This is a genomic window from Roseovarius aestuarii (assembly GCF_019966515.1).
GTDB lineage: Bacteria > Pseudomonadota > Alphaproteobacteria > Rhodobacterales > Rhodobacteraceae > Roseovarius > Roseovarius aestuarii.
The window spans coordinates 228,517-253,357 of sequence record NZ_JAIMIB010000002.1 but is presented as its reverse complement, the minus strand read 5'-3'; the positions used below and the strand labels follow the sequence as shown (position 1 = coordinate 253,357).

Genomic DNA, 24,841 nt, shown 5'->3' with positions numbered 1-24,841 from the left:
AACAATCTGCCCATTTCTCCCAGGCTCCTGGTCAAAAATCTTGCCCAACGGGAAACCGGTGGTTAATCACTTTCCAACGCGCCAATAAAACAACCAATAATGTGCGCGGTCGAAGGGTTTGGGACACTATCTAAGGGACGGGTTTTTGCGGACAAGGATCGCGATTAAATTTCACGCGCTGCTCGAGCGGCATTTTCCGGAGCGACGCGTTTTCCTGCGGTCAGATACCGATACACGGTTCATCCGGCTTCGATCAGAATCCCAGCTCATAGCCTTCCTTGGTGCGTCCGCGATCGTTGCCTGGGCAATTATTGCGACCGCGGTTTTGCTGATGGACAGTATCGGATCCGGAAATTTCCGCGAGCAGGCGAAGCGCGATCAGCGAACATATGAGGCCCGGCTGAATGCCTTGTCATCCGAGCGCGACAAGCGCGCCGAAGAGGCGCTTGCGGCGCAAGAACGTTTCAATTCAGCCCTGGCGCAGATTTCGGTGATGCAGTCCGAGCTTCTGGCTTCGGAAATCCGCCGCCGGGAAATGGAAACCGGGATTGATGTCATCCAGTCCACCCTGCGCCGCACGATGAAAGAACGCGAAGAGGCGCGTCAGGAACTGGCTGAAGTTGTTGGAACACTGGACAGCGCGCAGTCTGAAACCACCGCTGTCAAGGTGGAAGATGGCGCCGACGACAGCGCCTTGTCGTTCCTGACCACCGCTTTGGAAGAAACCGCGCAGGAGCGTGATCAGGTAATTGCCGATGCACAGGATGCGCTGGTGCAGGCTGATCTGATGGCCGAAGAAATCAAGCTGATGCGGGACAAGAACGATCAGATCTTCCGCCAACTGGAAGAGGCGATGACAATTTCGGTCGAACCGCTCGACAAGATGTTCCGTTCCGCCGGGATGGACACCGACCAGCTGCTGGCGCAGGTGCGGCGCGGCTATTCGGGCCGCGGCGGGCCGTTGACCCCGCTGACTTTTTCAACCCGTGGCGAAGAGCCGTCGCAGGATACCTTGCGCGCCAACCGACTGCTTGATCGGATGGACGATCTGAACCTCTATCGTATCGCGGCTCAAAAGGCGCCTTTCGCCCTTCCGGTCAAAAATGCATTCCGCTTCACCTCGGGATTTGGGATGCGGTGGGGACGGATGCATAAAGGAACGGATTTCGCCGCCTCGCACGGCACTCCGATCTATGCAACCGCTGATGGTGTCGTGACTCATGCGGACTGGCAGTCGGGTTACGGCATCATGGTCAAAATCCAGCACGAGTTCGGCATCGAGACACGTTACGCGCATAACTCGAAAGTGTTTGTGAAAAAAGGCCAGAGGGTCTCGCGCGGGCAGAAGATAGCTGCTATGGGGAACACTGGACGTTCCACCGGCACGCATCTACACTATGAAATCCGTGTCGGCGGCAAAGCCGTCAATCCAATGATCTATATCAAGGCTGCAAGAGATGTTTTCTAAGAGCAAAATCAACGAACCCGGCGCTAAACCTGATGAAGCGGGCAAACCTGCCGCGCCGGAACGCAAGCCCGACGCCTACAAATCCGACGCCGCCCCAAGCGGCGATTTCAAGCCAAGCACGCCGAAAGCCAAACCACCGGCATCGGTGCTGTCATCTGATCTGCATATGACCGGCAACATCAAGACCACCGGTGACGTACAGGTCGACTGCACGGTCGAGGGCGACATTCGTGCGCATCTGCTGACCGTTGGTGAAGGTGCTACCGTCAGAGGCGAGATCATTGCCGATGACGTGGTGATAAACGGTCGCATCGTGGGTCGCGTGCGTGGCCTCAAGGTCCGCCTGACGTCAACCGCGCGTGTCGAAGGCGACATCATCCACAAGACCATCGCTATCGAATCCGGCGCCCATTTCGAAGGATCGGTCCAACGTCAGGACGATCCGCTAAATGCCAAGGCTGGCGCCAAGCCGCAGCAGCAAGCACCGGGCGCGGCACAAAAAGCCTGACCCCGATAGCCTGAAATCCAGAAAAGCACCCTGCCCCGGCAGCGGTGCTTTTTTGATACCCCGTCGCCCGACAACCAGCCCGCCCGTCCGCAGTTGACGATTGTCAGGCTTGATATGCACGGATAAGACTGCGCTTGCGACCTCCCGACCCAGAGCTTCCATGCGGCGCCTAATCACGTGACCTTCGCTTCCATTCCTTTTCTGTTTTATTTCCTGCCCTGCTTTCTGGCGCTGTATTTCATGCTGCCGTTTCGAAATCTCGTGTTTCTGCTGGGCAGTCTGATCTTCTACGCCTGGGGTGAACCGATATTCATCCTGCTGCTTCTGGCGTCGATCACCGTGAACCATGTGCTGGCGCGAGCGTTGGCCCAGCATGGCGGCATTCGACTTATCGCCCTCGGGGTTGCTGTCAATCTGGCGGCTTTGGCCGTGTTCAAATATGCAGGCTTCCTATCCGAGATCCTACTGGGCATAACAGGCACCGAAGACGTTGCGCCACTCGATCTGCACCTACCGCTTGGCATCTCCTTCTATACCTTTCAGGCCATCAGTTTCCTGGTCGACATTTATCGCCGCGATGCGCAAGCGCCCGAACGCTGGCTCGACACCGCACTTTTCATCTCGATGTTCCCGCAACTGATTGCGGGACCGATCGTCCGGTTCCACACCGTTGCCGAACAGATCCGGGGCCGTACCCACAGCCTGGATCGCTTCGCCTCCGGCGCGCGCCAGTTCACCCGTGGGCTGGCGCAGAAAATCCTGCTTGCCAATGCCTTTGGCGCGGCTGCGGACGCGGCCTTTGGGGCCGAACTGGCCCAGCTGGGTGCTGGTGCGGCATGGTTGGGGCTGGCGTGCTATACGCTGCAAATCTATTTCGATTTTGCGGGCTATTCGAACATGGCACTTGGGCTCGGCCGGATGATGGGCTTTGATTTCCCCGAGAACTTCAATTTTCCCTATGTCGCGCGGTCGGTGACCGAATTCTGGCGGCGCTGGCATATGTCGCTCTCGCGCTGGTTTCGCGAATATCTCTACATCCCGCTCGGCGGCAATCGTCTGGGCCCAACCCGCACCTACCTGAACCTGACAATCGTGTTCCTGCTCTGCGGTTTCTGGCACGGGGCCGAATGGGCCTTTATCTTCTGGGGCGCCTGGCACGGGGCTTTTCTGGTGCTGGAGCGTAGCCCCCTGGGCGCATGGATCACCGGATTGCCCAATCCGTTGCGCCATTGCTACCTGCTGTTGGTCGTCATGCTGGCCTGGGTTCCCTTCAGAACCGAGGATCTGGGCGATGCACTCACCTACTGGTCAGCGCTTGCCGGTCAGGGATCCGGGGGTATCGGTTTTGCGGATGTCTATTCCGCCGATCTTGCCATTTTGTTTCCCCTCGGTCTTGTGGTCGCGATCTGGCCTCTCATCACCGAAAGCCGGGCAGCCCGCTGGGTGTCGGCCCGCTCGACAGCTCTTAGCCATCCAGTGCCGCGCACCGCGTTCGAGCCGATCTGGGTTGCCGCGCTTCTGATCCTCTGCGCGGCGGATCTGGCGACCGGTTCGTATAACCCTTTCATCTATTTCAGGTTCTGACCGGACATGGGCTACCGCATAGACGCCTTCCGCAACCTGATCACGGCACTTTGCTTCATCGTGCTGATAGCCACGCCAATGGTGCTTCACCTCGCCAAGGGCGGCCCGACGGACAGCGCGGTCGAGAACCGGCGCCTGTCACCCGCCCCGATGCTGTCGGACATCGCCAGCAACTGGACGGGCGCCCCGGAATTAGCCAACGCTTGGATGCGCGACCATTTCGGTTTGCGCCGCGCCTATCTCAAGCTTGGCTTCCACCTTGATACCTTCCTGCGCTCCTCGGCATCCTTCAAAGCGGTGCGGGGGGATGACGGTTGGCTTTTCAACACGCTCAACGGCGCCTTGGCGCTGCATCAGGGCCTGCTTCCCTTCGCCGCCGGCGAGGCTGATACTTGGCTTGACGGGCTGACACAGGTGCAGAACGCAGCCGAAGCCTCCGGCGCAGAGTTCGTGGCGATGATCACCCCCAATAAGCACAGCATTTATGCCGACTATCTAACCGCCTACCCGCGACAAGCAGCGGGAGAAACCCGTCTGGGCGAAGTCCAGCGACTAGCCGAGGAACGCGGGGTGCCCCTGATTGACCTGACGCAAGTCTTAAGCGACGCCAGGTCGTCGGAACAGGTGTATTTCAAAACCGACAGCCACTGGACCGACATGGGCGCCTACCTGGGGTTCACCCGGTTGCGATCCGCCCTCGCCGCACGCGGGCTGGCCATACCCGATATCCCCCGCACCGCGCTCGTTCCTACGAAAGACAGTACGTTCCAGGGTGATCTCTACCGCCTGCTAGGCGAAGAAAACGGGGCGCCCGAAACCGTCCTGACCCTGACCGTGGACGACGAAAAGATCGGTCCAAAAGCTGGCTCGATCCTTTTCATCGGAGATAGTTTTGCCGGGCGCTTCCTGAAATATCTCGAAGCCACCTTTGACACGGTCACTTTCATCGACAACCGCGCGGGCGAACCCGATCTCGCTGCGATCGAGCCCGGCAAATATGATGTCGTGGTCTATCAGGTGGTCGAACGCTATCTCAGCAGGCCATTCACGCCCGTCGCCGCGCACAACTAAACGGCGCACGCGTCACGCCTGCAGTTCCGCATCCCAATAAAGGAAATCCATCCAGCTTTCATGCAAGAGGTTGGGTGGGAACTTGCGGCCCAGATTGCGCAGTTGCTCGGCACCTGGGGCCCGGGGCGGTTTACGCAGGCTCATCCCGGCACGGCGCAGGCTTTTTGCCCCCTTGCGCAGGTTGCACGGGCTACACGCCGCGACAACGTTTTCCCAGCTGGTCACGCCGCCATCGGCACGCGGCACCACATGGTCAAAGGTCAGATCGCCCCTTGCACCACAATACTGGCACTGGAATTCATCGCGCAGAAATAAATTAAAGCGCGTGAAGGCCACGCGCTTTTGAGGTTTCACATAATCTTTCAGGACGATCACCGACGGTATTCGGATCACTGTGCTGGGGCTGTGCACATAGTGGTCATATTCCGCCACAATATCCACCCGATCAAGATAGGCGGCCTTGACCGCATCCTGCCAGGTCCAGAGCGAAAGCGGGTAATACGACAGTGGCCGGTAGTCGGCATTCAGTACCAGCGCCGGATGATGTTTCAACGCCGCCGGTTCCCTGACAAATTCGGTTCTGAAATCACCGTCCATTGAAGGCTCCATCCCGAGATTGAGACCACTATATCTCGTGTTTTGAGTCTGGCAAGCCCAAGATAAGCCTCAAATATCGAGATCATGCTAAGATGGAATTGTGAGGATTGAGTGACAGTTATCCGCAAGGGGTGACCTGACCGGCACCAACGGGGTAAACTGGCCCCATGACCAAAGATAATCTACCGGCGGCCGCCGCCCCGTCTGCCGTTCTGGAGGCGGCGCTTTACGTGGATGATCTCGATGCTGCCCGGCATTTCTACGGCACGCTCCTGGGCCTGGAAGAGATCGTGCATGTCGAGGGGCGGCACATCTTCTATCGCGTCGGCGGCACCGTTTTGCTGATCTTCGATCCGCATGCCACGGTAACCGGATCGGACAACCCCGACCTGCCCGTTCCGGGACATGGAGCCTATGGTCATGGTCATTTCTGCTTTGCCTGCGAAGCGGCGGAAATATCGGCCTGGCACGACAGGCTCAACGCCTTGGATATCCCCATCGAAGCGGATTTTCACTGGCCAGGTGGCGCGCGTTCGATCTATTTCCGTGATCCGGCAGGTAATTCGCTCGAAATGGCCGAACCACGGCTCTGGGATTGAGCATCACAACGAACTCCAACGCCGGTTGGACATGTCACGCCCGCCACAAGCGCCCCGAGGAGGACGCCGAAGGCGGATGACGAGATATCCTGCGTGCGCGCCAGCGCACTCATTCTGAAAACCCCCGCCCAAGAAATAATCTACAGCCCCAGCTTATCGCTCATGAAGGCCAGCGCCACCTGCAACCCGTCGGGCGCGATCCCGTGGGCGGTGCCTTTCATCACATGCGCATAGACATCCTGCCAGCCTGCCTCCTGCAGGGCCTCTGCGGCCTGAGGCAGCGATTGCGGTGGCACCACGTCATCCGCGTCACCGTGGATCAACAACACCGGTGGGCGGCTGACCACCTCATCCTTCAGCAAATCCGGCGACAATAACCGTCCGGAAAAGGCAACGATCCCCGCAACCGCATCCTCACGCCGCGGCGCCACATGCAGCGCCATCATCGTGCCCTGGCTGAAGCCAAACAGCACCACCTGCTCGGGCAGCATATCCTCATCCACCATAAGCGCATCAAGATAGGCATTGAGATCGTCAGACGCCGCCATCAACCCGCGCTCCGCCTCTTCCTCGCTCGACCCATCAATCCAGGGGATCGGAAACCACTGAAACCCGGACGGCATGCCGGGGATAGTTTCGGGCGCATCCGGGGCCACAAAAAGCGTATCGGGCAGATGTTCACCCAGCGGGTCAGCCAGCCCCAGCAGATCGGCGCCATTGGCGCCATAGCCATGCAGAAACACCACAACCGACCGGGTCGTTCCCGACACCGGCTCGCGGCGTTCGGACTTCAATACGCGCGTCATCTGATCCCTTCCCTGTTTTTCGCCACCCGGTAGTAGGCCCAAAGTATCCGGGCGGCAACCGATCTCCACGGCGACCACGCCTCCGCCATCTGGCGTAGCTCTTTCTCGCCTGGCCTTTCGTGCAAATCATAAAGGATGCGCGCCGCCTCCTGCAGTGCCAGATCACCGGGCGCAAAGACATCCGCCCGCCCCAGCGAAAACATTGCATAGATCTCGGCCGTCCAGACACCAATCCCCGGCACACGGGTCAGCGTGGCGATAACTTGCTCGTCGGGCACCTCGCGCAGCGCCTTGAAATTGATCCCGGCTTTGGACAGTTCGCGCGCATAGCGGATCTTCTGACGGCTCAACCCCACCGCCCGCAAATCGTCATCGCTGGCCCGGGCAATCAGTCGGGGCCCAGTCAGCCGCGCGGCCTTCATCCGGCCCCAGATCGCGCTGGCCGAGGCTACACTGACCTGCTGGCTTACAATCGCGCTCAGCAGTTCGGCAAACCCGTCCGGTCGCCGTCGCAAGGGCAGTTTGCCGGTCAGCCCGTAAGCATGGGCCAGACGCGGGCAGAGATCACACAGATGCTCTGCGCCTTCGGTCACACACAGATCGGTCACAATAATCCGGCCAACATTCATAGCTCCGCCACCCATGCCAGCGCTTCCTCCACAACTTCCACCCGCCGTACCCGCGGCTGTGCCGGACGATTGATCATGGCGACATTGACCCCCAACTCCCGTGCTGCTGTCAGCTTCGTGGCCGAGGCTGCTCCACCGGCATTTTTGACCACCAGCCAGTCGACGCCTAAATCTGTGAACAATGCCATTTCCTGTTGCACCGAAAATGGCGGCTGACCGACCAGAAACCGCCCGTTCGGAAACGGAAACTCGCGGTCCGGCGGGTCAATCTGGCGACAGATCAACGTACACGCCGCCAGATTGGCAAAACGATCCAGCGTCTGGCGGCCCGTCGCCAAAAAAACTGTCGCGCCGGACGGAATATGCCGAACGGCCTCTTCTTCACTGTCAATAAAGCTCCATCTGTCACCTGCCTGCTGCCGCCATTCAGGTCGCAATACCTGGCAATGAGAGAGGCCCAGTTCAGCGCAAATCGCCGCCGTCCGGGTCGAAATACCCGCCGCAAACGGATGGGTCGCGTCCAGAACCGCCGTGATGCCATGCGCTGATAGATAGCTGCGAAAGCCGTCATTGCCGCCAAATCCGCCGATCCGCACCGGCAAATCCGTGCCGATCTGCGCCCGCGATCCACCGGCAAGCGATACCACGGCATTTACCCGCTGATCTGCCAGCGCGCGGGCAATCTGCCGTGCCTCTCCGGTGCCTGCAAGCAAGAGTAGTTTCATGCGCTGTTCTTGTCCTCTCGGACGCCGAGTTGCAAGCCATCACATCTGGTCCCCGCTGCGCCGCGATAGCGCTTGCAGCCCGGCCAACCGGGGTCTAGCACTTGGCGCATGACAAATCCCGGCACCTCCCCGACACCTATCGAATCTCCGTCGCCTCTCGCGGGTCGCATGCGCGCCGAAAGGGCAGACGACCAGCGCGCCCGGCGCAACGTCATTGTACTGGTGGCGGCGCAGGCCATTCTGGGCGCGCAAATGGCGATGATGTTCGTGGTCGGCGGGCTGGCCGGGCAAACCCTCGCCAGCAATATCTGCTTCGCCACCCTGCCGATCTCGCTGATCGTGCTGGGGTCGATGCTGGCTGCCACACCGCTCTCTTCGATCATGCAGAAATGGGGCCGCAAAGCGGGGTTCTTCATCGGCGCCGGAGCTGGCGCCCTGGGCGGCGCAATCGGTGCCTACGGGCTCTACCTGGCCTCGTTTCCCATCTTCCTTCTGGGCAGCTTGATCAGTGGCATCTACATGTCGGCGCAGGCCTTCTACCGCTTTGCCGCTGCCGATACCGCCAGCGATGACTTCCGGCCCAAAGCGATCTCTTATGTGATGGCAGGTGGGCTGGCCAGCGCGGTGATCGGCCCGCAACTTGTCAAAGTCACCTCTCAGGCGATGGTGATCCCGTTCATGGGCACCTATCTGGCGATCGTGGCGCTCAACATTGTCGGATCGCTCCTGTTCCTCTTTCTCGATATCCCCAAACCAAAAGCCCCGGCGCCGGACAGCCCACGAGGCCGCACCCGTCTGGAACTGCTCAAAACCCCGCGTATCGCGGTCGCGGTGATCTGTGCCGCAGTCTCCTATGCCTTGATGAACCTGGTGATGACCTCGACGCCGCTGGCAGTGGTCGGCTGCGGTTTCACCGAAGGCAACGCGGCGGATATTGTCACCGGACATGTGCTGGCGATGTTCGCGCCTTCGTTCTTCACCGGCCACCTGATAGCCCGCTTCGGCGTGGAAAAGATCGTCGGCGCCGGGCTGGTGATCCTCAGCGCTGCCGGGCTGGTAGCGCTGCAAGGCGTCGATCTGTCGAATTTCTTTATCGCACTTATTCTCTTGGGGCTGGGTTGGAACTTCGGCTTCATCGGTGCCACGACCATGCTGGCCGCCGCCCACGCGCCGCATGAACGTGGCCGAATGCAGGGGTTGAACGATCTGCTGGTCTTTGGCTGTGTCACGCTCGCCTCGCTTTCCTCAGGCGGGCTGATGAATTGCTCTGGCGGTGATGCCCAGACCGGGTGGATGTCGGTCAATCTGGCGATGACGCCGTTTCTCGTTCTGGCAGGTGGCGCCCTGATCTGGCTGCTCCTGCGGCCGAAAGAGGCATGACAACAACTGCACCGCGCGCCAGTCCGAGGAGGATGCCGAAGGCAGACGACGAGATACCCGGCGTGCGCGCCAGCGCACTCATTTTGACGGCGTCACCAAAATCCGCTGCCCGCGCGACACATAAGCGCCAAGCGGGATCGGATCGGCGCGGGCTCCAGTGCACCCCCGGCAACACGGGCCGGAACTGCCACCGCGCGGGACAAGACCACCCCCGCCTGCCAAAGCGGCAACAAGGCCGGGCGCGCCGCGCGTGACACCCTACAACGAGAGGCACGGGCGCGCCGCAGATGCGCCAGCGCCTCCGACGCGAGCGTCCTGACGGCCTCAGGTCTCCCATCAGGCAGCGGCACGCGGCCCGCCTGCTCCAACGCCGGAATGGCGCGCAGCCAGTTTGCCACGCCAAGGGCAAAACCCGCATCGCGGATCACGGCCTCGTCCACCGGCCCCAGCGACCGCGCGGCGGCCAGCATCAGATTGGCCGAGGTCCGGTCCAGGTAGTCGCGGAAATGCGCCTCATTTTCGAACGGGTCTCGGTAAATATCCCAGCGCCGCGCGGCCACCAGCTGATCCAGCAACTCCACGCTGTCATGATCAAGTATCCCGGCCAGAGGCGTCACCACCTCATGGCGACGCACAGTACCTCCCTCGCGGATCTCGCCCAGCGCATCGCGCCACCATTGCAGACGCATCTCGGCGATCATGCTTTCCTGCGTCACCCAGGGGCCGCGCGCAACCTCGACATTAAAGGCATAGATCGGAAACAGCACGCGACGTGCCGCCACCGGCGCGGCCATCGTCGCCATGAACCTCTCGGGATCGGCGCGGCGCACCAGATCGGCACAAGCGTTGAGGTCAGCCGTCTCCACGCAAGAGCTTCCAGTTTATCGCATCCAGCAGCGCCTCGAACGAGGCATCGACGATGTTGGGGCTGACACCGACGGTCGACCAGCGCCGCCCCTGCCCGTCCTCACTGTCGATGATAACGCGGGTCACAGCTTCGGTGCCGCCCTGTGTGATACGCACCTTGAAATCCACCAGCCGCATATCGGCGATTTGATCCTGATACCGGCCCAGATCCTTGGCAAGCGCCTTGGCCAGCGCGTTCACCGGACCACGATCACTGCCCGCCTCGTCCATCGACTCGGAAACTGACAGCTTCTTCTCGCCATCGACCTTGACCACAACAACCGCCTCGGACAGCGAGATCATCTTGTTATACTTGTTCTTTCGTCGCTCCACCGTGACCTTGTAGCGTTTGACCTCAAAGAACTCCGGCAACACCCCCAGCTCACCCCGCGCCAACAGCTCGAACGACGCCTGCGCGCTGTCATAGGTATAACCCTTGGCCTCGCGCTGCTTGATCGCCTCCAGAATGCGCGGCAAGGCCGGGTTGTCGCGATCCACCTCCAGCCCGGCCTCAGCCAGACGGCGGCGCAGGTTCGACTGACCGGCCTGATTAGACATCGGAATGATCCGCGCATTCCCAACGCATTCGGGATCGATATGTTCATAGGTCGTCGGATCCTTGAGGATGGCACTGGCATGCAGCCCCGCCTTATGGGCAAAGGCCGACGCCCCCACATAGGCCGCCTGCCGCAGCGGCACACGGTTGAGGATATCATCAAGCTGGCGGCTGGCCTGGGTCAGCCCCTGCAGCGCCTCAAGGGTAATGCCGGTCTCGAACTGGCTGGCATATGGTTCTTTCAAGAGCAGCGTCGGGATCAGCGCCGTCAGATTGGCGTTGCCGCAGCGCTCTCCCAACCCGTTCAGCGTCCCCTGAACCTGCCGCGCGCCCGCGTCGATCGCGGCCAGACTGCCAGCCACCGCGTTTTCGGTGTCATTGTGGGTGTGAATACCAAGGTGGTCACCGGGAATACCCGCCTCGATCACCGCTTTGGTAATCTCATGAATATCATGCGGCAGCGTACCGCCATTTGTATCGCAAAGCACAACCCACCGCGCGCCCGCGCGGTGCGCCGCTTTCACCACCTCCAGCGCATAATCCGGATTGCTCTTGTAGCCGTCAAAGAAATGTTCGGCGTCAAACAGCGCCTCGCGATCCTGACCCACGATATGCTCGACCGACCGTGCAACATTATCGGTATTCTCGGTCAAAGTGATGCCAAGCGCGGTCTCGACATGGAAATCATGGGTCTTGCCCACCAGGCAGACCGAGCGCGTGCCCGCATTCATCACCGCCGCCAGAACGTCATCGTTCTCGGCACTGCGTCCGGCGCGTTTGGTCATGCCAAAGGCGGTCAGGCGCGCCCGCGTCTGGGGCACCTCATCGAAGAATTCGCTGTCAGTCGGGTTCGCCCCCGGCCAACCGCCTTCGATGTAATCCACGCCCAGCTTGTCGAGCGTCTGGGCGATCTGGTGCTTTTCCGGAGTCGAGAACTGCACACCTTGCGTCTGCTGCCCGTCGCGCAGCGTTGTGTCATAGATATAGAGGCGTTCCCTGGTCATACATCCACCCCGCCCGACTTGCCCGGGCAGCGCCCGACCCTCCCCACGGGAGGGCGCTTTTGCGACGTTTCGACAGGAACAAAAGTTACGATCTTTGCAATGTCTCGCGAAACTCCCGTGTTACATGCGCGCCCCCAGGCTCGGGCGCTGCCCTCTGTTGTACAGAAGTTCATTTCAGAGCCTCCAGCTTGGAGGAGTCAAATTGCGGACCGGGTATAAGCTCAACCCCTTCCTTGCTCATCCTGACCTCGATCCCAGCTTGCACCAATGCAGCCTTTAGCCGGTCGACTTCCGAGAAATCCTTGCTCGCCAATGCTTCAATGCGAGCACTACTCATCGCCGATGCTAATTCGGATAAATCAACCTGAGAAACGTCTGCCCATTCGCCCATTTCGTCACTGAGTAATCCCAACATTCGCGCTGAAGCTTTCAGAGTAGCCAAATCTTGCGCAGATTTGTCGAACCCTGCATTGAAATCCGAACCAAATGGTCGTGATGCCAACTTATGTAACTCTACGATAGCGCCAGGCGTATTCAGATCATCGGCCAAGACACTTGTAATCAGAGGGGAAACTTCGCCTGCTGTAACTTCATTGGTTAGTTCGCGCCATTTACGCAGCGTTTTCTCCGCCTCGCGCGCCTTCTCCGCCGTCCAGTCCATCGGCTTGCGGTAATGCGTGCTCAGGAACACAAACCGGATCACCTCGCCCGGAATTCCCTGTTCCAGCAGATCACGCACGGTGAAGAAATTGCCGAGGCTCTTGGACATCTTCTTGCCTTCGACCTGCAGCATCTCGTTATGCATCCAGACCTGCGCGAAATCGCCTTTGGGATGGGCGCAGCGGCTCTGGGCGATCTCGTTTTCGTGGTGCGGGAACATCAGATCGTTGCCGCCGCCGTGGATGTCGAAGCTTTCCCCCAGCAATTCATAGGCCATGGCCGAGCATTCGATATGCCAGCCCGGACGGCCCCGGCCCCAGGGGCTGTCCCATCCCGGCAGATCGTCGGTGGAGGGCTTCCACAACACGAAATCCATCGGGTCTTCCTTATAGGGCGCGACCTCGACCCGCGCTCCGGCGATCATGTCGTCGACCGACCGCCCCGACAGCCGCCCATAATCCTTGTAAGACCGCACCCGGAACAGCACATGCCCCTCGGCCGCATAGGCATGGCCATCGGCGATCAGCTTTTCGATCATGGTGACCATCTGCGGGATGAATTGCGTCGCCCGCGGCATCGCGTCGGGTTCCAACGCGCCAAGCGCGCCCATGTCGTCGAGAAACCATTGCGTCGTCTCGGCGGTGATATCGCCAATCTCCCGCCCGCTCTCGGCGGCGCGCGCGTTGATCTTGTCGTCCACGTCGGTGAAGTTGCGCGCGTAGGTCACGTGATCCGCGCCATAGACATGGCGCAGCAACCGGTAGAGCACATCAAACACCACCACCGGGCGCGCGTTGCCCAGATGCGCCCGATCATAGACCGTCGGCCCGCAGACATACATTCGCACATTGTCGGGATTGAGGGGTGTGAACGCCTCTTTCTTGCGGGTCCTGGTGTTGTGCAGTCTGATCGTCGTCATATTTCCCTCACGCGCAGGCGGTTGCGGCGGGCTTACCAACTTCGATCACTGATTTGAATGAGAAAGAACGGCCCGCCTGAGATATCTCAGCAGGTAATGCAGCAAATGATGCAGATGGTCCGTGTCATGCGTAGCTGCATAGCCGATCACCCGACCAGCTGACAAGCACGGAATTACGCGCCACAACGGCCACCTGTTGCTCGAATCGCCGCCCGAATGCGCCAGGGAGGGTGGGTGGGGCGCATGAGGGCGGCGGTCCCTGAACAGGCCGGGCAGACGCTCGGCATCAGCTGCGCCCGCACGGTCAGGACAATGCCAAGGGCGATGATCGCGGCCCCGGCCCAGGTGGCAGGCCCGTAGACCTCGCCCAGCAGCAGCGTCCCGGTGCCAAGCCCGACGGCTGCCGCCACATAGCCGATCTGACTGAGCAGGACAGGACCGCCGGCCTTTTGCAGCCGGAAATAGGCCGGGAACATCAGCCCCGCGGCAACCGCCTGCGTGATGGTGGCCAGCGGCACCTCGCGCAATTGCGCCAGCGGCAATTCACCCGAGAGCCCCAGTTGCAAGGCGACGTAGGCGAGGATCGCCCAGAGATGGCTCCAGAAGGCCAGCGCCGCCGGATGTGCCCCCTCGGGCCAGTCGAGGGTCCGGTATACATTGCCGATCGCCAGCGTCACGGGAACCGCGAAAGCCAGCACGCTCCAGATCACCGTACCTTCGACACCGCCACGTCCAAGCGCGACCAGCGCGGCACCCACCATGCCGAAAGCGATGCCATAGAGGCCAAGCCGCCCCGGGATCTTCAACCCCGCAAGCATTGTCAGTGCCAGTGTCGCAACGGGCGACAACGCGAAAACCAACCCGGCATAACCCGCGCCGACCCGCGGGATCAGGAAGAACACCAGCGCATTGACCAGCGCGAAAGACAAGAGCCCGGAAATCACCGTGTATCGGAGCATCTGTCCCCGTGGCAACCGCAACCGCCCCTGCAACACGAGACCCGGCAACAGCAACCCCGCCGCACCCAGTGACACAACCAAGGCCCAGATCAGCGGCGAGACCCCCGCCCCCGCCGCCAGTTTTCCCAGCGGAAAGTTCAGCCCGAACAACCCGCCGGTATAGAGCAGCAACAAGATCGCCTGCCTGTTTGATCCTGCCTCAGTCATAATGCACGACCTCAAACTCGATCCCGTCAGGTCCATCGAAATAGAACCGCCGGCCCGGCTCGTAGTCACCGTGATTATGCGGCTCGTATCCTGCCGCCCTGACCCGCTCTTCAATGGCGTCGATGTCATCCACGACCACGCCCACGTGATTAAGCCCGCCAACGCGCGAATAGGTATTTCCCAGCGGTGTCAGTTCTTTCGCCGGCGCATATAGTGCGAGATAGCTGTCATCGTCGCCCACATGTACCGTGTAGCCATTGTCGATCGCCGCGCCTTCCCAACGGATATGCCAGTCAAAAAGCTCGCATAGAATGGCCGAACTTGCCTTGGGGTCGGGCACAGTAATGTTCACATGTTCAAGCTTCATGGCTTTTCCTTTCATCATTGATTCTTTTCGATAACAAACGTAATTCTTCAAGTTAACTTGAATTCAATAGGGAAAATATCCATGCATGACAGACACTTGGTAAAACGCGGCCTGACAATCGGCTATGTTTCCGAGCGTACCGGCCTGCCCCAATCGGCAATTCGCTATTACGAGGACGAGGGTCTGGTAACGCCTGACCGGAATGAAAGCGGGCACCGGCGCTACGCGCGCGCGGACATAAGGCGGCTGAGTTTCGTGATGATCTCGCAAGGGCTTGGCTTTTCCATCGCCGAGATCCGCGAAGCATTGCGCACCCTGCCAGAGCACCGCACGCCGAACAAGGGCGATTGGGCACGCATCTCGCGCAAATTCGGAGCGGTGCTGGACGACCGGATCACCCAGATGCAGGCCCTGCGCGAAAAACTGGACGGATGTATCGGTTGCGGCTGCCTGTCGCTCAAGACCTGCGCACTTTACAACAAACGCGATCGCATCTCGCGCCGGGGTGCTGGACCCCGATATCTGATGGGCGATCCGGTCGAGACGGATTAGGGCGAGGCGGCGGCAGACTGACTCTGCGCAGTCGGGTCTTGGTATTGCACGGGCATCGACGCACAGGCTGCGGCCTCGATTCCGCGCGACATGGCAAGCTCGAACCAGCGGCTACAGGTAACGTCACCTGTTATGACCTCCGGTCGGTTTTTGAGGTCAGTTTGCGACATCGGTCGTTAATAGAATAGATTTACCTATAAGAATCATGCGGATTGCTCGCGTCAGGACTAGGGAGGGATCTGACAATGGAACCAAACTGCAAGATTGCAGTGATCATCCGCACCATCGGCGCAAGCCGGGGTCGCGCGGCGCGTGGAAGGCCGGTTTGGGGTTGATCCATCATCCCCAACAACTGCTTTCCACAAGGATTCCAAAACAATGACAGCTCCAGTTTCCCGCCGCTCCGGCGGACGTGCCGCCCGTAAAGCCATCCGCGAAGCGCCTCTGACCGATGACGTTCGCCCGATCCGTCCGGGAATGGAAGGGGGCCGTTACAAGCCCCTCAGCCAGGAACAGGTCGAGCAGATCCACGAAGCCGCCCTCAAGGCGCTGGAAACCATCGGCCTGGCCGATGCGCCGGACAGCGGGGTTGCCTATCTGACCGGCGCAGGTGCCGCCCAAGGCGACGACGGGCGCATCCGCTTCCCTCGTTCGGTGGTCGAAGACGCGCTTGCCAAAGCCTGCAAGAAAATCACCCTGCACGGTCGTGACCCCAAGAATGACCTCGAACTGTGGGGGAGCCGGGTGCATTACGGCACTGCCGGTGCAGCGGTGCATATGGTCGACGTCAATGGCCGCGAATACCGCGACAGCACGGTGCAGGACCTGCATGATGCCGCGCGCATCTGCGATCAGCTGGACAACATCCACTTCGTGCAGCGCCCCATGGTGTGCCGCGATATCGCCGACAACCGTGAAATGGACCTGAACACTATCTACGCCTGCTGCTCGGGCACCACAAAACATATCGGCACTTCGTTTACCGAACCTGACTACGTCCCCCCGGCGCTTGAAATGCTGCACATGATCGCGGGCGGTGAAGAGGCGTGGCGTGCCCGGCCTTTCGTGTCGAACTCCAACTGCTTTGTCGTGCCGCCGATGAAATTCGCGACCGAGGCCTGTCAGGTGATGGAAAACTGCATCGAGGGCGGGATGCCGGTGCTGCTTTTGTCGGCGGGCATGGCCGGGGCCACGACCCCGTCGACCATTGCCGGCGCCATCGTGCAGGCCACCGCCGAATGCCTCGCCGGGCTGGTCTATGTCAACGCCGTCAAGCCCGGCCATCCGGCGATCTTTGGCACCTGGCCCTTTGGTCTTGATCTGCGCAGTGGTGCGATGACCGGCGGATCGGGCGAACAGGCGCTGCTGAGCGCGGGCTGCGCCCAGATGCACAAACATTACGGATTGCCCGGCGGTGCCGTGGGTGGGATCACCGACGCCAAACTGCCCGATATGCAGGCCGGGTGGGAGGCGATGTGCTCGAACGTGATGGCCGGTCTTGCGGGGCTGAACATGGTCTACGAATCCGCAGGCATGCACGCCTCGCTGCTGGGATTCTGCCACGAATCCCTTATTCTGGGCGACGATCTGATCGGTCACGCCATGCGCTGCGTACGGGGCATTGAGGTGAACGACGTGACGCTGGCGCTGGATCAGATTGCCGAGGTCTGCATGGGTGGGCCCGGCCATTATCTGGGAACCGACCAGACCCTGCTGAGGATGCAATCTGACTATGTCTATCCGTCGCTCGGCAACCGGATGAGCCCCAAGGAGTGGAGCGAAAACGACAAGCCCGATCTGATCGAAAACACGATCGCGCGCAAAGAACGTATCCTGTCCGAGCGTTCCGCCGCGCGGTTCGATCCGCTGCTGGACGCGGAAATCCGCCGTAAATTCAACATCCACCTGCCAGCGTAAACGCGGATTATCCTTCGGTATGGCGCAGCGGTAACAGCCAGCGCCAGACCGCTTCCGCCGCTTTCGACCGTTTGGGTGACCGTGCGCCAACAAGTAAAAGCCCCGCCTGCCCCGCAGCGCACCTGAGATTGGCCCGACCAACCGTTTCAATGCCAGGTCGCCCCGACACGCTTCTCACGCCCAACGGGACAAATGCTCCAGCGCGGGCCGCACATCACCGATATTCTCGGTCACCCAGTCGGGGTTGTAATAGGTGTCCAGATAGCGCTCGCCACCGTCGCACATCAATGTGACGATGGCACCTTCCTGCCCAGCCTCCCGCATTTCTTCGGCGATCTGCAGCGCGCCCCAGAGATTGGTGCCGGTTGAGGGCCCTGCCCTGCGGCCCGTCAGTCGTTCCATCCAATGAATCGTGGCAACGCTTGAAGGGTCAGGCACCTTGATCATTGCGTCGATCACATCGGGCTGAAACGAACGCTCGACCTTCGGACGCCCGATGCCTTCGATGCAGCTTGAGCAACTGCGTGTCAGGCTGCGGTCTCCGGTCATGAAGCTTTCGTAGAAAACCGAATTCTCGGGGTCGACCACCACCAGCCGGGTTTCGTATCCCTTGTAGAGGATATAGCGCCCCAGCGTGGCCGAGGTGCCGCCGGTGCCTGCGCTCATCACGATGGTGGCGGGCACCGGGTGCGGCTCGTATTGCATCTGACGAAAGATGCTTTCAGCAATGTTGTTGTTGCCGCGCCAGTCTGTGGCACGCTCGGCATACATGAACTGGTCCATGAAATACCCGCCGACGTTCCCGGCCAGCCGCAGCGCCTCGTCATGCATCTCGGGCGCGCTATCGACGAAATGACAGCGCCCGCCATAGCGTTCGATCTGGGCAATCTTGGTCTTCGCCGTCTTACGCGGCATCACCGCCACGAACGGCAGGCCGATCATACGGGCGAAATAGGCCTCGGACACGGCGGTACTGCCCGAGGACGCCTCGATCACGGTCATCCCCTCCCTCAGCTTGCCGTTACATAGCGCATAGAGAAAGAGCGACCGTGCCAGCCGGTGCTTGAGACTGCCCGTCGGGTGGGTGCTTTCATCTTTCAGATAGATGTCGATACCTGTCAGTTTGGGCAGTTCAAGCTTGAAAAGATGTGTGTCTGCAGACCGTTGATTATCCGCCTCAATCGCGTTGATGGCCGTTGTCACCCAGTCATTCATATGTCGTTCCCGCTGAAAGCCTTACGACAGGATACATCTTCGACCAGTGCTGACCAGCGGAATTCTCAGCCGGTCATCTGTGCCGCGTACCATCGCGCAAAACCGGCGACATTCGGCTCCAGCAAGGGCTGAAAACGTCCTGGGCGCGCCTCGGGGCAGTTCAATCCCCGCTGCTGATTGACCAGTGCGGGGATATCCTCGGCAAGTGCGGCATCAAGTCGGTCAAGATAATCCGCGACCTTGGTGTCAAAGCCCGGCAACGCCACGGATTCCGGCGGGAAGCAGGCGGTCTGGATCACCTTGCAGCGCTCCGGCCCCAGCGGATAGGCCTCGTAACACCAAAGCGCGTCAGTATTGGCGGCGAAGGTTATGTTCGGGAAAACCCAGGTGTAGCGCGCACCGCTGGCCGCCCGCCCGGTCAGGCCGGGGATCGGCGGCAGGGCACTGTCCTGTTTGTCTTCCAGCAGCCCACCCGTGCCCTCAGTCGCACCGAATTGCGTGGCGAAATTACCCGCGACCTCATCAGGGGCGTCCGGCGGGCAGTAAAGGCTGTCAACGGTGTCGGGATGCACGATAGGCAGATGGTAATATTCGTTGAACACCTCGATAAAGGCCTTCCAGTTGCAGCTGACCTCGATCTCCTGCCGCCTGACACTGACAAGACTGTCGAGCGGCCAAGGCGCATGGATATCGGCGAAACCTGCCAGATGATCGTCAAGCGCTGGCGCCGTGGCGTCAAGGCAGACGAACAGAAAGCCGTGCCGTTCTTCGGCGCGGTAGGCAATCAGCCCGTTATCCGCCTTGTCGAAGCCGGGCACATCGTCCATCCGTGGCGCCTGCACCAGCCGCCCGTCCAGCCCGTAAAACCACGAATGAAATGGGCAGCGCAGGCCCTTGCAAGTACCTTCCCCGTCCACCAGCCGCGCGGCGCGGTGCCGACAGGTATTGGCGTAGGCGCGCGGCGCGCCGTCCTTGTCGCGCAGCAAAATGACGTTTTGCCCGGCAATGTCGAGGCTGCGATAGCTCCCCGGCCCGGCAAGCATATCGGCGCGCCCGACACCCAGCCAGGAGCGGCGAAAAATACGTTCGATTTCAGCGTCACAAACCTCCGGCTCGCGGTAGCAGGCTGGCGGGATCGACAGCGCCGTCTCGGCCCGGGCCATGCTGGCTGAAAGATCGAATTCGTCAATTTTGTTCATGGGCTTGCACCATCTGTGGAAATTTTGTCGGCAGGTTGCCCGCAGGTTTTGCATCCGGCAAGAGAAAATACAGATGTCGGCAAGGCCGCGATCGGGGCCAGCTCGCGCGCCAGTTTGCGTTGCATCGCCAGGGCGAAGTCGCGATTTCGGTCGACGGACATCACAAAGGCACCTTCACCGCCAATGACAAGCTGTCGATAATATTCACCAAGGTTGCGGTCACCGTCTTCGATCACCAGACCGTTGATGGTGACACCTGCCAGCACCGCCAGATCGCGTGCGGCATGGGGCGATGGCCCGGAGTTGTGACGCGAGTCGCCCGATATGTCGATCTTGAGCGCCCGCCCGGCAAATTCATTCTCGGCCAGCAACCGCGTTGAAAAGACAATCGCATCACTGATCGAGGTTCCGCGACCGGCGCCGATGCGGGGCGCGCGTTCAATTTCACTTGCAAAATCAAATACCTCAGCATCACTTTTCAACCAATGCCAACCGACCGCCTGCCGGTTCCGGCTCCCCAGGCTCCAATGCACCAGGGTAATTGCCACGCCGCCGGGCTGGTCGCTGATCGCGGCAAGGATATCCGGATGGCGCAGCGCCTGGGCAATGCCCTGCATCTGCAACTGGTATTCTGCCGCGCTGACACTGATCGAGGTATCGACCGCCAGCACCAGCTCAATGGCGACAGGCTGGCCGGATCGTGCCGGACCGGACAGACCGGCAGCAGCGGCGAACAGGATCAGGAATAACCGCACGAATTGAACCATATGTTCATCTGGGCCACGGATCGCCGCAACGGTCAAGAAATTCCGTCTGACCTATCCGCCGGTCATCCATTTACCCTTGGGCCAGAAGGCGTGGAAGGCAAAGGCGAACATAACGTCATGCACCATGTCTCGCCCCTGTTTGTCGCGCACCCGTACCGTGCCCACATCGCGGCCCCTGGCAATCACGCTGGCATCGAGGGCAGAGGCCTGGCCCGACTCCCAGGTAATATTCACACCGGCCTCATTCACGCCGCCCAGCTTACGGATGCGCGTCAGCGGCCAGGCACGGTTGCCAACCCTCACCACGCGCGCAAGCGGCGAAATACCATGCGGTGGCATTTCGCCGTTATACATGAATGGCCGCGAACCACTGTCATACCCCGCATAGGGATTTCGACCGTAATGTCTTGAAAAGTCAGGCTGATCCATCACCAACCCATTCGGATGACGCGCCTTGAACTGCGCCCAGCTTTCCATCCAACCGGGCAACATTCTGAGCTTGGTACCGGTCAGGTCACCGACGATCGCCTCGCCAATGGCCTGTTGCCACCAGCTTTCGGTTTCACGGTCGAACATGATCATATCAGAGTGTCTGAGCTTGCCCGAGACACCGAAACTCAGCACGCCATGTTTGGTGCGGCGATCAAAGGTGATGCCCGAATTGCACAACGGGCAGTAGGTAACCGCGATGGGCACGCCGGCGACGGTGTCATTGACGATTTCGTGCCATACCAGATAGCGGAGCGGATAGGCGCGCGGTGTGGCGTTGCCGATCTCAACCGTCATTACCGGTTCGGTATCTTTGATCCGGGTCTCGCTGCTGGCCTTGCGGAACGCCGGGTTCCGGATCGCGGGGATGCCATCTTTCGGCGGACCTCCGTCGCGAATTTCTTTCCAGTTATCAATGATATGCCTATCGAAATTCGTCCTGTCCCATTCGTGCCTCCAGAACTCCGGATTGGCATGAGCAAGCGTGGCCAACAGCGACAGGGCAGCAAAGAGCGTGGTCAGGCGCATCGGTTTCTCCCCTCCGGTGCGTTCAGGACAACGCAGATCATGCGCCGAAGCACACAGTCTTCCTAGCCCTGCGCACGCGATTGTGAGAGTATGTGCGTGCCAGGAGTTGACGGGCAAAACCCTGCGACCGACACAATCAATACTTAGCGCGGCGCGATTGATTGCGGGCACGTTGTGACGACCACTATCGGTTCGCAACCAGCCGCCGCACGCAAAAGGCCCCGGCATCCACCGGGGCCTTGATCGTGTTACGAAGCGCGTCGCGCGGGTTAGTTGACGGCCTTTGCGTCAACCACGTCTTTTTCTTTCTCGATCGCGTTGCGGCTTGCGATTTCGATGCGCCGGGGTTTCAGCGCTTCGGGCACTTCGCGCACCAGATCGACATGCAGCATGCCATCTGCATGGGCCGCGCCGGTCACACGGACATGATCGGCAAGCTGGAACTTGCGCTCGAACGCACGGGTGGCGATGCCACGGTGCAGATAGCTCTTGCTTTCGTCCTCGTCGGATTTACGGGCCGACACGACAAGCGCGCCTTCCTTCACGTCGACCGACAGGTCGGCATCCGAGAAACCAGCAACGGCAATCGAGATGCGATAAGCATCATCGGCGGTTTTTTCAATGTTGTAAGGGGGATAGGTGTTATGGTTGATCTCGCTGGACAGAACACGGTCCATCATGTCTGCGATCTGATCAAAGCCAACGGTGGCCCGGTAAAGCGGGGCAAGGTCAAAGTTACGCATGGGTCATCCTCCATTTGAGCGACAACTGTTTTCATGCCTTCCCAAGGGGACAGGCGGTTGAGCGTCCGGCCCAGTTAGTGGCGCCGACCATGCATAATGTGGGAATGGATTTTTCGGTTTCAAGCCCCTTTGGGCTGATGAATTTCCGCGAGTTTTCAGGGCTTTGCGAATTTTGCCCCTGACGCGCCGTCGCCCTGCCCGACTTTCACCCGGCGAATGCCCGCGCTGGCGGTCGGTGCCGACGGCATCGCCCGCAGATCACGCTTGAGCTCGCCCACCAGCGGTGCCAGATCCATGCCATAGGCCACTGGCGTGCCGTCATCCATATTCCCGCCGCTGACCAGGGTCAGAATACGCGCACGGCTGCCTTCGCGGACAAAGACCGGCGCGCCGGAAGAGCCGTAAGTGATATTGCAGTCAAAGGCGATCAAGCCCCGGCCTTGCCAAAGCTGCCCGCAATCACGCTGCCACGACAAGGCGTCGTCGCGTCCGCGCCCGTAAGACACAACGCTGACGCGCTGGCCATTGCTGGTGCGCTTGTGCAGTACGAAGGGGCTGGCCAGGGCTGTCGGGATCGGTTCGGAAAGTTCCAATAGCGCCGCATCGTGCCGGATGTTCTCGGCGCCGTAGTTGCGATGCGGATCATACCCATCATGGGCCACCACACGCACGACCGACCGGTCGGCAATCGCCGTGCCATCACGCAGCCCGGCACGAAAAGTCAGATCAGCCGCGTCGACCGCGTTTTGGCGATGGTCGTAGACACAATGCGCCGCCGTCAACACCAGATGCGGCGCGATCAGCACGCCGGTGCAATAGCCCTCGTCGCCAATCTCGATCCTGCCCACAGCCTCCCAACCGAACAGATCGTCACGATCGGTCAGCCGGATCAACCCGCTGCCTGCCGAGGCCTGCGTCGCCAGACCGGTCAAGCCGATTAGCCCAACGACCGCGATATGCAGGCAGGTACGGATCATGGCTTGGCGAATTTTGCGCCAGTATCGCGGCGGATGCTGTTGCTGAACATTTTTGGTGCCTCGTCCTGAAACACGCCCTGCCCGGCATCCAGTGCTGCCCGCAGGTCTTCAAGAGGTTGCTGCAACAGAGTTCCCAGCGACACTTTCTGCCCGTCAACCTCGGCCATCGCCGACACGACCGAGACGATCCGCGGTTCGTCGTTCTCAAAGCTGAAGACAGGGGCCCCTGACGCGCCGTAATTAACGTCACAGGACATGACCAAGACCCCGAATTGCCGCGCCTTTACGTTGCAGACCTCTTGCAGCGATGGGGCTTCGGACCGGTCGCGGGCATAGCTGACAACGCCGATTTCCTGGCCCTTGCGCGGCCTTCGATCGGTCTGAAACGGTACGATCCGGGTATTGTTGATCGGGCGCTGCAACTCCAGCAAAGCCACGTCATTACGCACGCGCACTTCGCCCGCGTCGGACGTATATTCGAACTCGGGATGGGTCACGGCCCGCTTCACCCAGCGATAGGCCGAGGCACGGCCGTTCCGCCACCCGGCCAGAAACTCGATTTTCGTGTGATCAATCCGGGTCTTGCTGTATTTGTCAAAAAGGCAATGGGCGGCTGTCAGCACAAGGTCGGGCGCGATCAGCGCGCCGGTGCAAAATCCGCGCCCGCCGATATCCAGCCGCCCGACAGCCTCCCATTGACGCCCGTCATCACCGGTATCCAGCCGCTCCAACCTGCTATCTTCGGCAAATGCGGTGGAAATTGACATGACCAAGGCAATCGTTAACGAAATTACACGCAAATGGAGGTCTCCCGGTCCTGAATTAGTTGCGTCGAGGCTAATGAGGTTTTGAGGCGAAAATAGGGCGTTTCATTCCCGCTCTTCATGATCGTGTCAGCCCAACCGTCGGGTTGCCCTGCACGGCCATCAACAGGAAATCCTTGAGGTTTATTTGCTTGATCCACCGCCCACCCGGAATACCCTGACCTCGGGCAGTTCGGTAAAGGGCGCGCCGATCAATCGCATGGCCGAGAGCGACATCCGGCTTCCAGCCGTTTTCGGGCCATCTATCGGGATCAGGTCTACCTGCACTGATTTCCCTGTCGGCGCATAACTTACCCGGCCTCTGGCCGGCGCATCGACAAGCGGCGTCTTCAGCCAGAACCCCGGCTCGGACGGAGCGCCGAGCGAGGCAATCGTGACCCCCAGATCGACCCCCGCCGCCGAGGCGCCGCCCGCCACGGCAGCGGCTTTCTGTTCCTCGGTGGTGGTATCAAACTGTGTGACGGTCCGCGCGGCGGGCGGTACCGGTGCGATTTCGGTCTCGGGCGCCTCGGTTTCCGGTCCGGTCTTGGTGGTTTCGGGCGCTGTAGCAGTGCGGGATTTCCCCGGCCATTTCATCTGCGCACAGCCGCTGACGAGCAAAACCACGATAATTATCGGAAAAACCAGCTTCATAGCGACAATGTAACCACGCCCGTCAGCCGCTTCAACGGCAAGTTCAGCCTTG

25 protein-coding genes are annotated in these 24,841 nt (G+C 60.6%); 8 read left to right on the top strand and 17 right to left on the bottom strand.

The features are described 5' to 3' along the window. The first annotated feature begins 145 nt into the window (after positions 1 to 145). The 4 genes from LC334_RS04405 (at position 146) to LC334_RS04390 (ending at position 4,631) form a co-directional block, all read left to right on the top strand. Positions 146 to 1,468 (top strand): M23 family metallopeptidase, encoded by a 1,323-nt coding sequence (locus LC334_RS04405; protein WP_176237617.1) that lies wholly within the window; start codon positions 146 to 148, stop codon positions 1,466 to 1,468. Beyond that, complete coding sequence (locus LC334_RS04400; RefSeq protein WP_085799028.1) at positions 1,458 to 1,976, top strand: bactofilin family protein; 519 nt, start codon at positions 1,458 to 1,460, stop codon at positions 1,974 to 1,976. The genes LC334_RS04405 and LC334_RS04400 overlap by 11 nt, the downstream gene beginning before the upstream one ends. Before the next feature lie 177 nt (positions 1,977 to 2,153). After that, positions 2,154 to 3,560, top strand: a complete 1,407-nt coding sequence (locus LC334_RS04395) for an MBOAT family O-acyltransferase (RefSeq protein ID WP_085799027.1) — start codon at positions 2,154 to 2,156, stop codon at positions 3,558 to 3,560. A 6-nt stretch (positions 3,561 to 3,566) separates the two neighbouring features. Beyond that, the gene (locus tag LC334_RS04390; protein ID WP_085799026.1) at positions 3,567 to 4,631 is read left to right on the top strand and encodes an alginate O-acetyltransferase AlgX-related protein; all 1,065 of its coding nucleotides are present in this window, start codon (positions 3,567 to 3,569) and stop codon (positions 4,629 to 4,631) included. Positions 4,632 to 4,643: 12 nt separating this feature from the next. Here the strand turns inward: LC334_RS04390 and LC334_RS04385 are convergent, their stop codons facing one another. After that, positions 4,644 to 5,228, bottom strand: a complete 585-nt coding sequence (locus LC334_RS04385; protein ID WP_085799025.1) for an HNH endonuclease — start codon at positions 5,226 to 5,228, stop codon at positions 4,644 to 4,646. A gap of 167 nt (positions 5,229 to 5,395) precedes the next feature. On the opposite strand from LC334_RS04385, the gene LC334_RS04380 reads away from it, so the two are divergent. After that, positions 5,396 to 5,827 carry a VOC family protein gene (locus LC334_RS04380; RefSeq protein ID WP_085799024.1) on the top strand — a complete coding sequence of 144 codons (432 nt, stop codon included), beginning with the start codon at positions 5,396 to 5,398 and terminating at the stop codon, positions 5,825 to 5,827. Positions 5,828 to 5,967: 140 nt separating this feature from the next. Here LC334_RS04380 and LC334_RS04375 read toward each other — a convergent pair whose 3' ends face one another. The 3 genes from LC334_RS04375 to LC334_RS04365 are packed head-to-tail and all read right to left on the bottom strand — an operon-like array spanning position 5,968 to position 7,987. Further along, complete coding sequence (locus LC334_RS04375; RefSeq protein ID WP_085799023.1) at positions 5,968 to 6,633, bottom strand: alpha/beta hydrolase; 666 nt, start codon at positions 6,631 to 6,633, stop codon at positions 5,968 to 5,970. Then, positions 6,630 to 7,262 carry a DNA-3-methyladenine glycosylase family protein gene (locus LC334_RS04370; protein ID WP_085799022.1) on the bottom strand — a complete coding sequence of 211 codons (633 nt, stop codon included), beginning with the start codon at positions 7,260 to 7,262 and terminating at the stop codon, positions 6,630 to 6,632. Before LC334_RS04370 ends, LC334_RS04375 begins: the two co-directional genes overlap by 4 nt. Further along, positions 7,259 to 7,987 (bottom strand): cobalt-precorrin-6A reductase, encoded by a 729-nt coding sequence (locus tag LC334_RS04365; RefSeq protein ID WP_085799021.1) that lies wholly within the window; start codon positions 7,985 to 7,987, stop codon positions 7,259 to 7,261. Before LC334_RS04365 ends, LC334_RS04370 begins: the two co-directional genes overlap by 4 nt. 168 nt (positions 7,988 to 8,155) lie before the next feature. On the opposite strand from LC334_RS04365, the gene LC334_RS04360 reads away from it, so the two are divergent. Then, positions 8,156 to 9,367: an MFS transporter gene (locus LC334_RS04360; protein WP_085799020.1), complete on the top strand. Its 1,212-nt coding sequence runs from the start codon at positions 8,156 to 8,158 to the stop codon at positions 9,365 to 9,367. 92 nt (positions 9,368 to 9,459) lie between these two features. Here the strand turns inward: LC334_RS04360 and LC334_RS04355 are convergent, their stop codons facing one another. From LC334_RS04355 to LC334_RS04335, 5 genes are all read right to left on the bottom strand, one after another. Continuing rightward, on the bottom strand, positions 9,460 to 10,233 hold the full coding sequence (locus tag LC334_RS04355; RefSeq protein ID WP_085799019.1) for a squalene/phytoene synthase family protein: 774 nt from the start codon (positions 10,231 to 10,233) through the stop codon (positions 9,460 to 9,462). Continuing rightward, a complete protein-coding gene (gene cimA, locus LC334_RS04350) occupies positions 10,220 to 11,833 on the bottom strand; it encodes a citramalate synthase (RefSeq protein WP_085799018.1) in 1,614 nt (537 codons plus the stop codon). Before cimA ends, LC334_RS04355 begins: the two co-directional genes overlap by 14 nt. Before the next feature lie 169 nt (positions 11,834 to 12,002). Further along, on the bottom strand, positions 12,003 to 13,412 hold the full coding sequence (gene cysS / locus LC334_RS04345) for a cysteine--tRNA ligase (protein WP_085799017.1): 1,410 nt from the start codon (positions 13,410 to 13,412) through the stop codon (positions 12,003 to 12,005). Between the two features lie 173 nt (positions 13,413 to 13,585). Next, positions 13,586 to 14,578 (bottom strand): DMT family transporter, encoded by a 993-nt coding sequence (locus LC334_RS04340; RefSeq protein ID WP_085799016.1) that lies wholly within the window; start codon positions 14,576 to 14,578, stop codon positions 13,586 to 13,588. Beyond that, positions 14,571 to 14,945, bottom strand: a complete 375-nt coding sequence (locus tag LC334_RS04335; protein ID WP_085799171.1) for a VOC family protein — start codon at positions 14,943 to 14,945, stop codon at positions 14,571 to 14,573. The genes LC334_RS04340 and LC334_RS04335 overlap by 8 nt, the downstream gene beginning before the upstream one ends. A gap of 81 nt (positions 14,946 to 15,026) precedes the next feature. On the opposite strand from LC334_RS04335, the gene soxR reads away from it, so the two are divergent. Then, positions 15,027 to 15,497, top strand: a complete 471-nt coding sequence (gene soxR / locus LC334_RS04330; protein ID WP_085799015.1) for a redox-sensitive transcriptional activator SoxR — start codon at positions 15,027 to 15,029, stop codon at positions 15,495 to 15,497. A gap of 378 nt (positions 15,498 to 15,875) precedes the next feature. After that, positions 15,876 to 17,414, top strand: a complete 1,539-nt coding sequence (locus LC334_RS04325) for a trimethylamine methyltransferase family protein (protein WP_085799014.1) — start codon at positions 15,876 to 15,878, stop codon at positions 17,412 to 17,414. A 174-nt stretch (positions 17,415 to 17,588) separates the two neighbouring features. Here the strand turns inward: LC334_RS04325 and LC334_RS04320 are convergent, their stop codons facing one another. From LC334_RS04320 to LC334_RS04285, 8 genes are all read right to left on the bottom strand, one after another. Beyond that, positions 17,589 to 18,629: a PLP-dependent cysteine synthase family protein gene (locus LC334_RS04320; protein ID WP_085799013.1), complete on the bottom strand. Its 1,041-nt coding sequence runs from the start codon at positions 18,627 to 18,629 to the stop codon at positions 17,589 to 17,591. 65 nt (positions 18,630 to 18,694) lie between these two features. Further along, positions 18,695 to 19,828 carry an aromatic ring-hydroxylating oxygenase subunit alpha gene (locus tag LC334_RS04315; RefSeq protein ID WP_139836294.1) on the bottom strand — a complete coding sequence of 378 codons (1,134 nt, stop codon included), beginning with the start codon at positions 19,826 to 19,828 and terminating at the stop codon, positions 18,695 to 18,697. Further along, positions 19,825 to 20,595 (bottom strand): DUF1194 domain-containing protein, encoded by a 771-nt coding sequence (locus LC334_RS04310; RefSeq protein WP_085799012.1) that lies wholly within the window; start codon positions 20,593 to 20,595, stop codon positions 19,825 to 19,827. The genes LC334_RS04315 and LC334_RS04310 overlap by 4 nt, the downstream gene beginning before the upstream one ends. A 51-nt stretch (positions 20,596 to 20,646) precedes the next feature. Then, on the bottom strand, positions 20,647 to 21,612 hold the full coding sequence (locus tag LC334_RS04305; protein WP_085799011.1) for a DUF3179 domain-containing protein: 966 nt from the start codon (positions 21,610 to 21,612) through the stop codon (positions 20,647 to 20,649). Positions 21,613 to 21,881: 269 nt separating this feature from the next. Then, entirely contained in the window at positions 21,882 to 22,355 is a 474-nt protein-coding gene (locus LC334_RS04300; RefSeq protein ID WP_085799010.1) for an Hsp20 family protein, read from the bottom strand. A 155-nt stretch (positions 22,356 to 22,510) separates the two neighbouring features. After that, positions 22,511 to 23,332 (bottom strand): trypsin-like serine peptidase, encoded by an 822-nt coding sequence (locus LC334_RS04295; protein ID WP_085799009.1) that lies wholly within the window; start codon positions 23,330 to 23,332, stop codon positions 22,511 to 22,513. Beyond that, complete coding sequence (locus tag LC334_RS04290; protein WP_085799008.1) at positions 23,329 to 24,099, bottom strand: trypsin-like serine peptidase; 771 nt, start codon at positions 24,097 to 24,099, stop codon at positions 23,329 to 23,331. Before LC334_RS04290 ends, LC334_RS04295 begins: the two co-directional genes overlap by 4 nt. 180 nt (positions 24,100 to 24,279) lie before the next feature. Beyond that, positions 24,280 to 24,762 (bottom strand): hypothetical protein, encoded by a 483-nt coding sequence (locus LC334_RS04285; RefSeq protein ID WP_223412877.1) that lies wholly within the window; start codon positions 24,760 to 24,762, stop codon positions 24,280 to 24,282. Positions 24,763 to 24,841 lie beyond the last annotated feature (79 nt).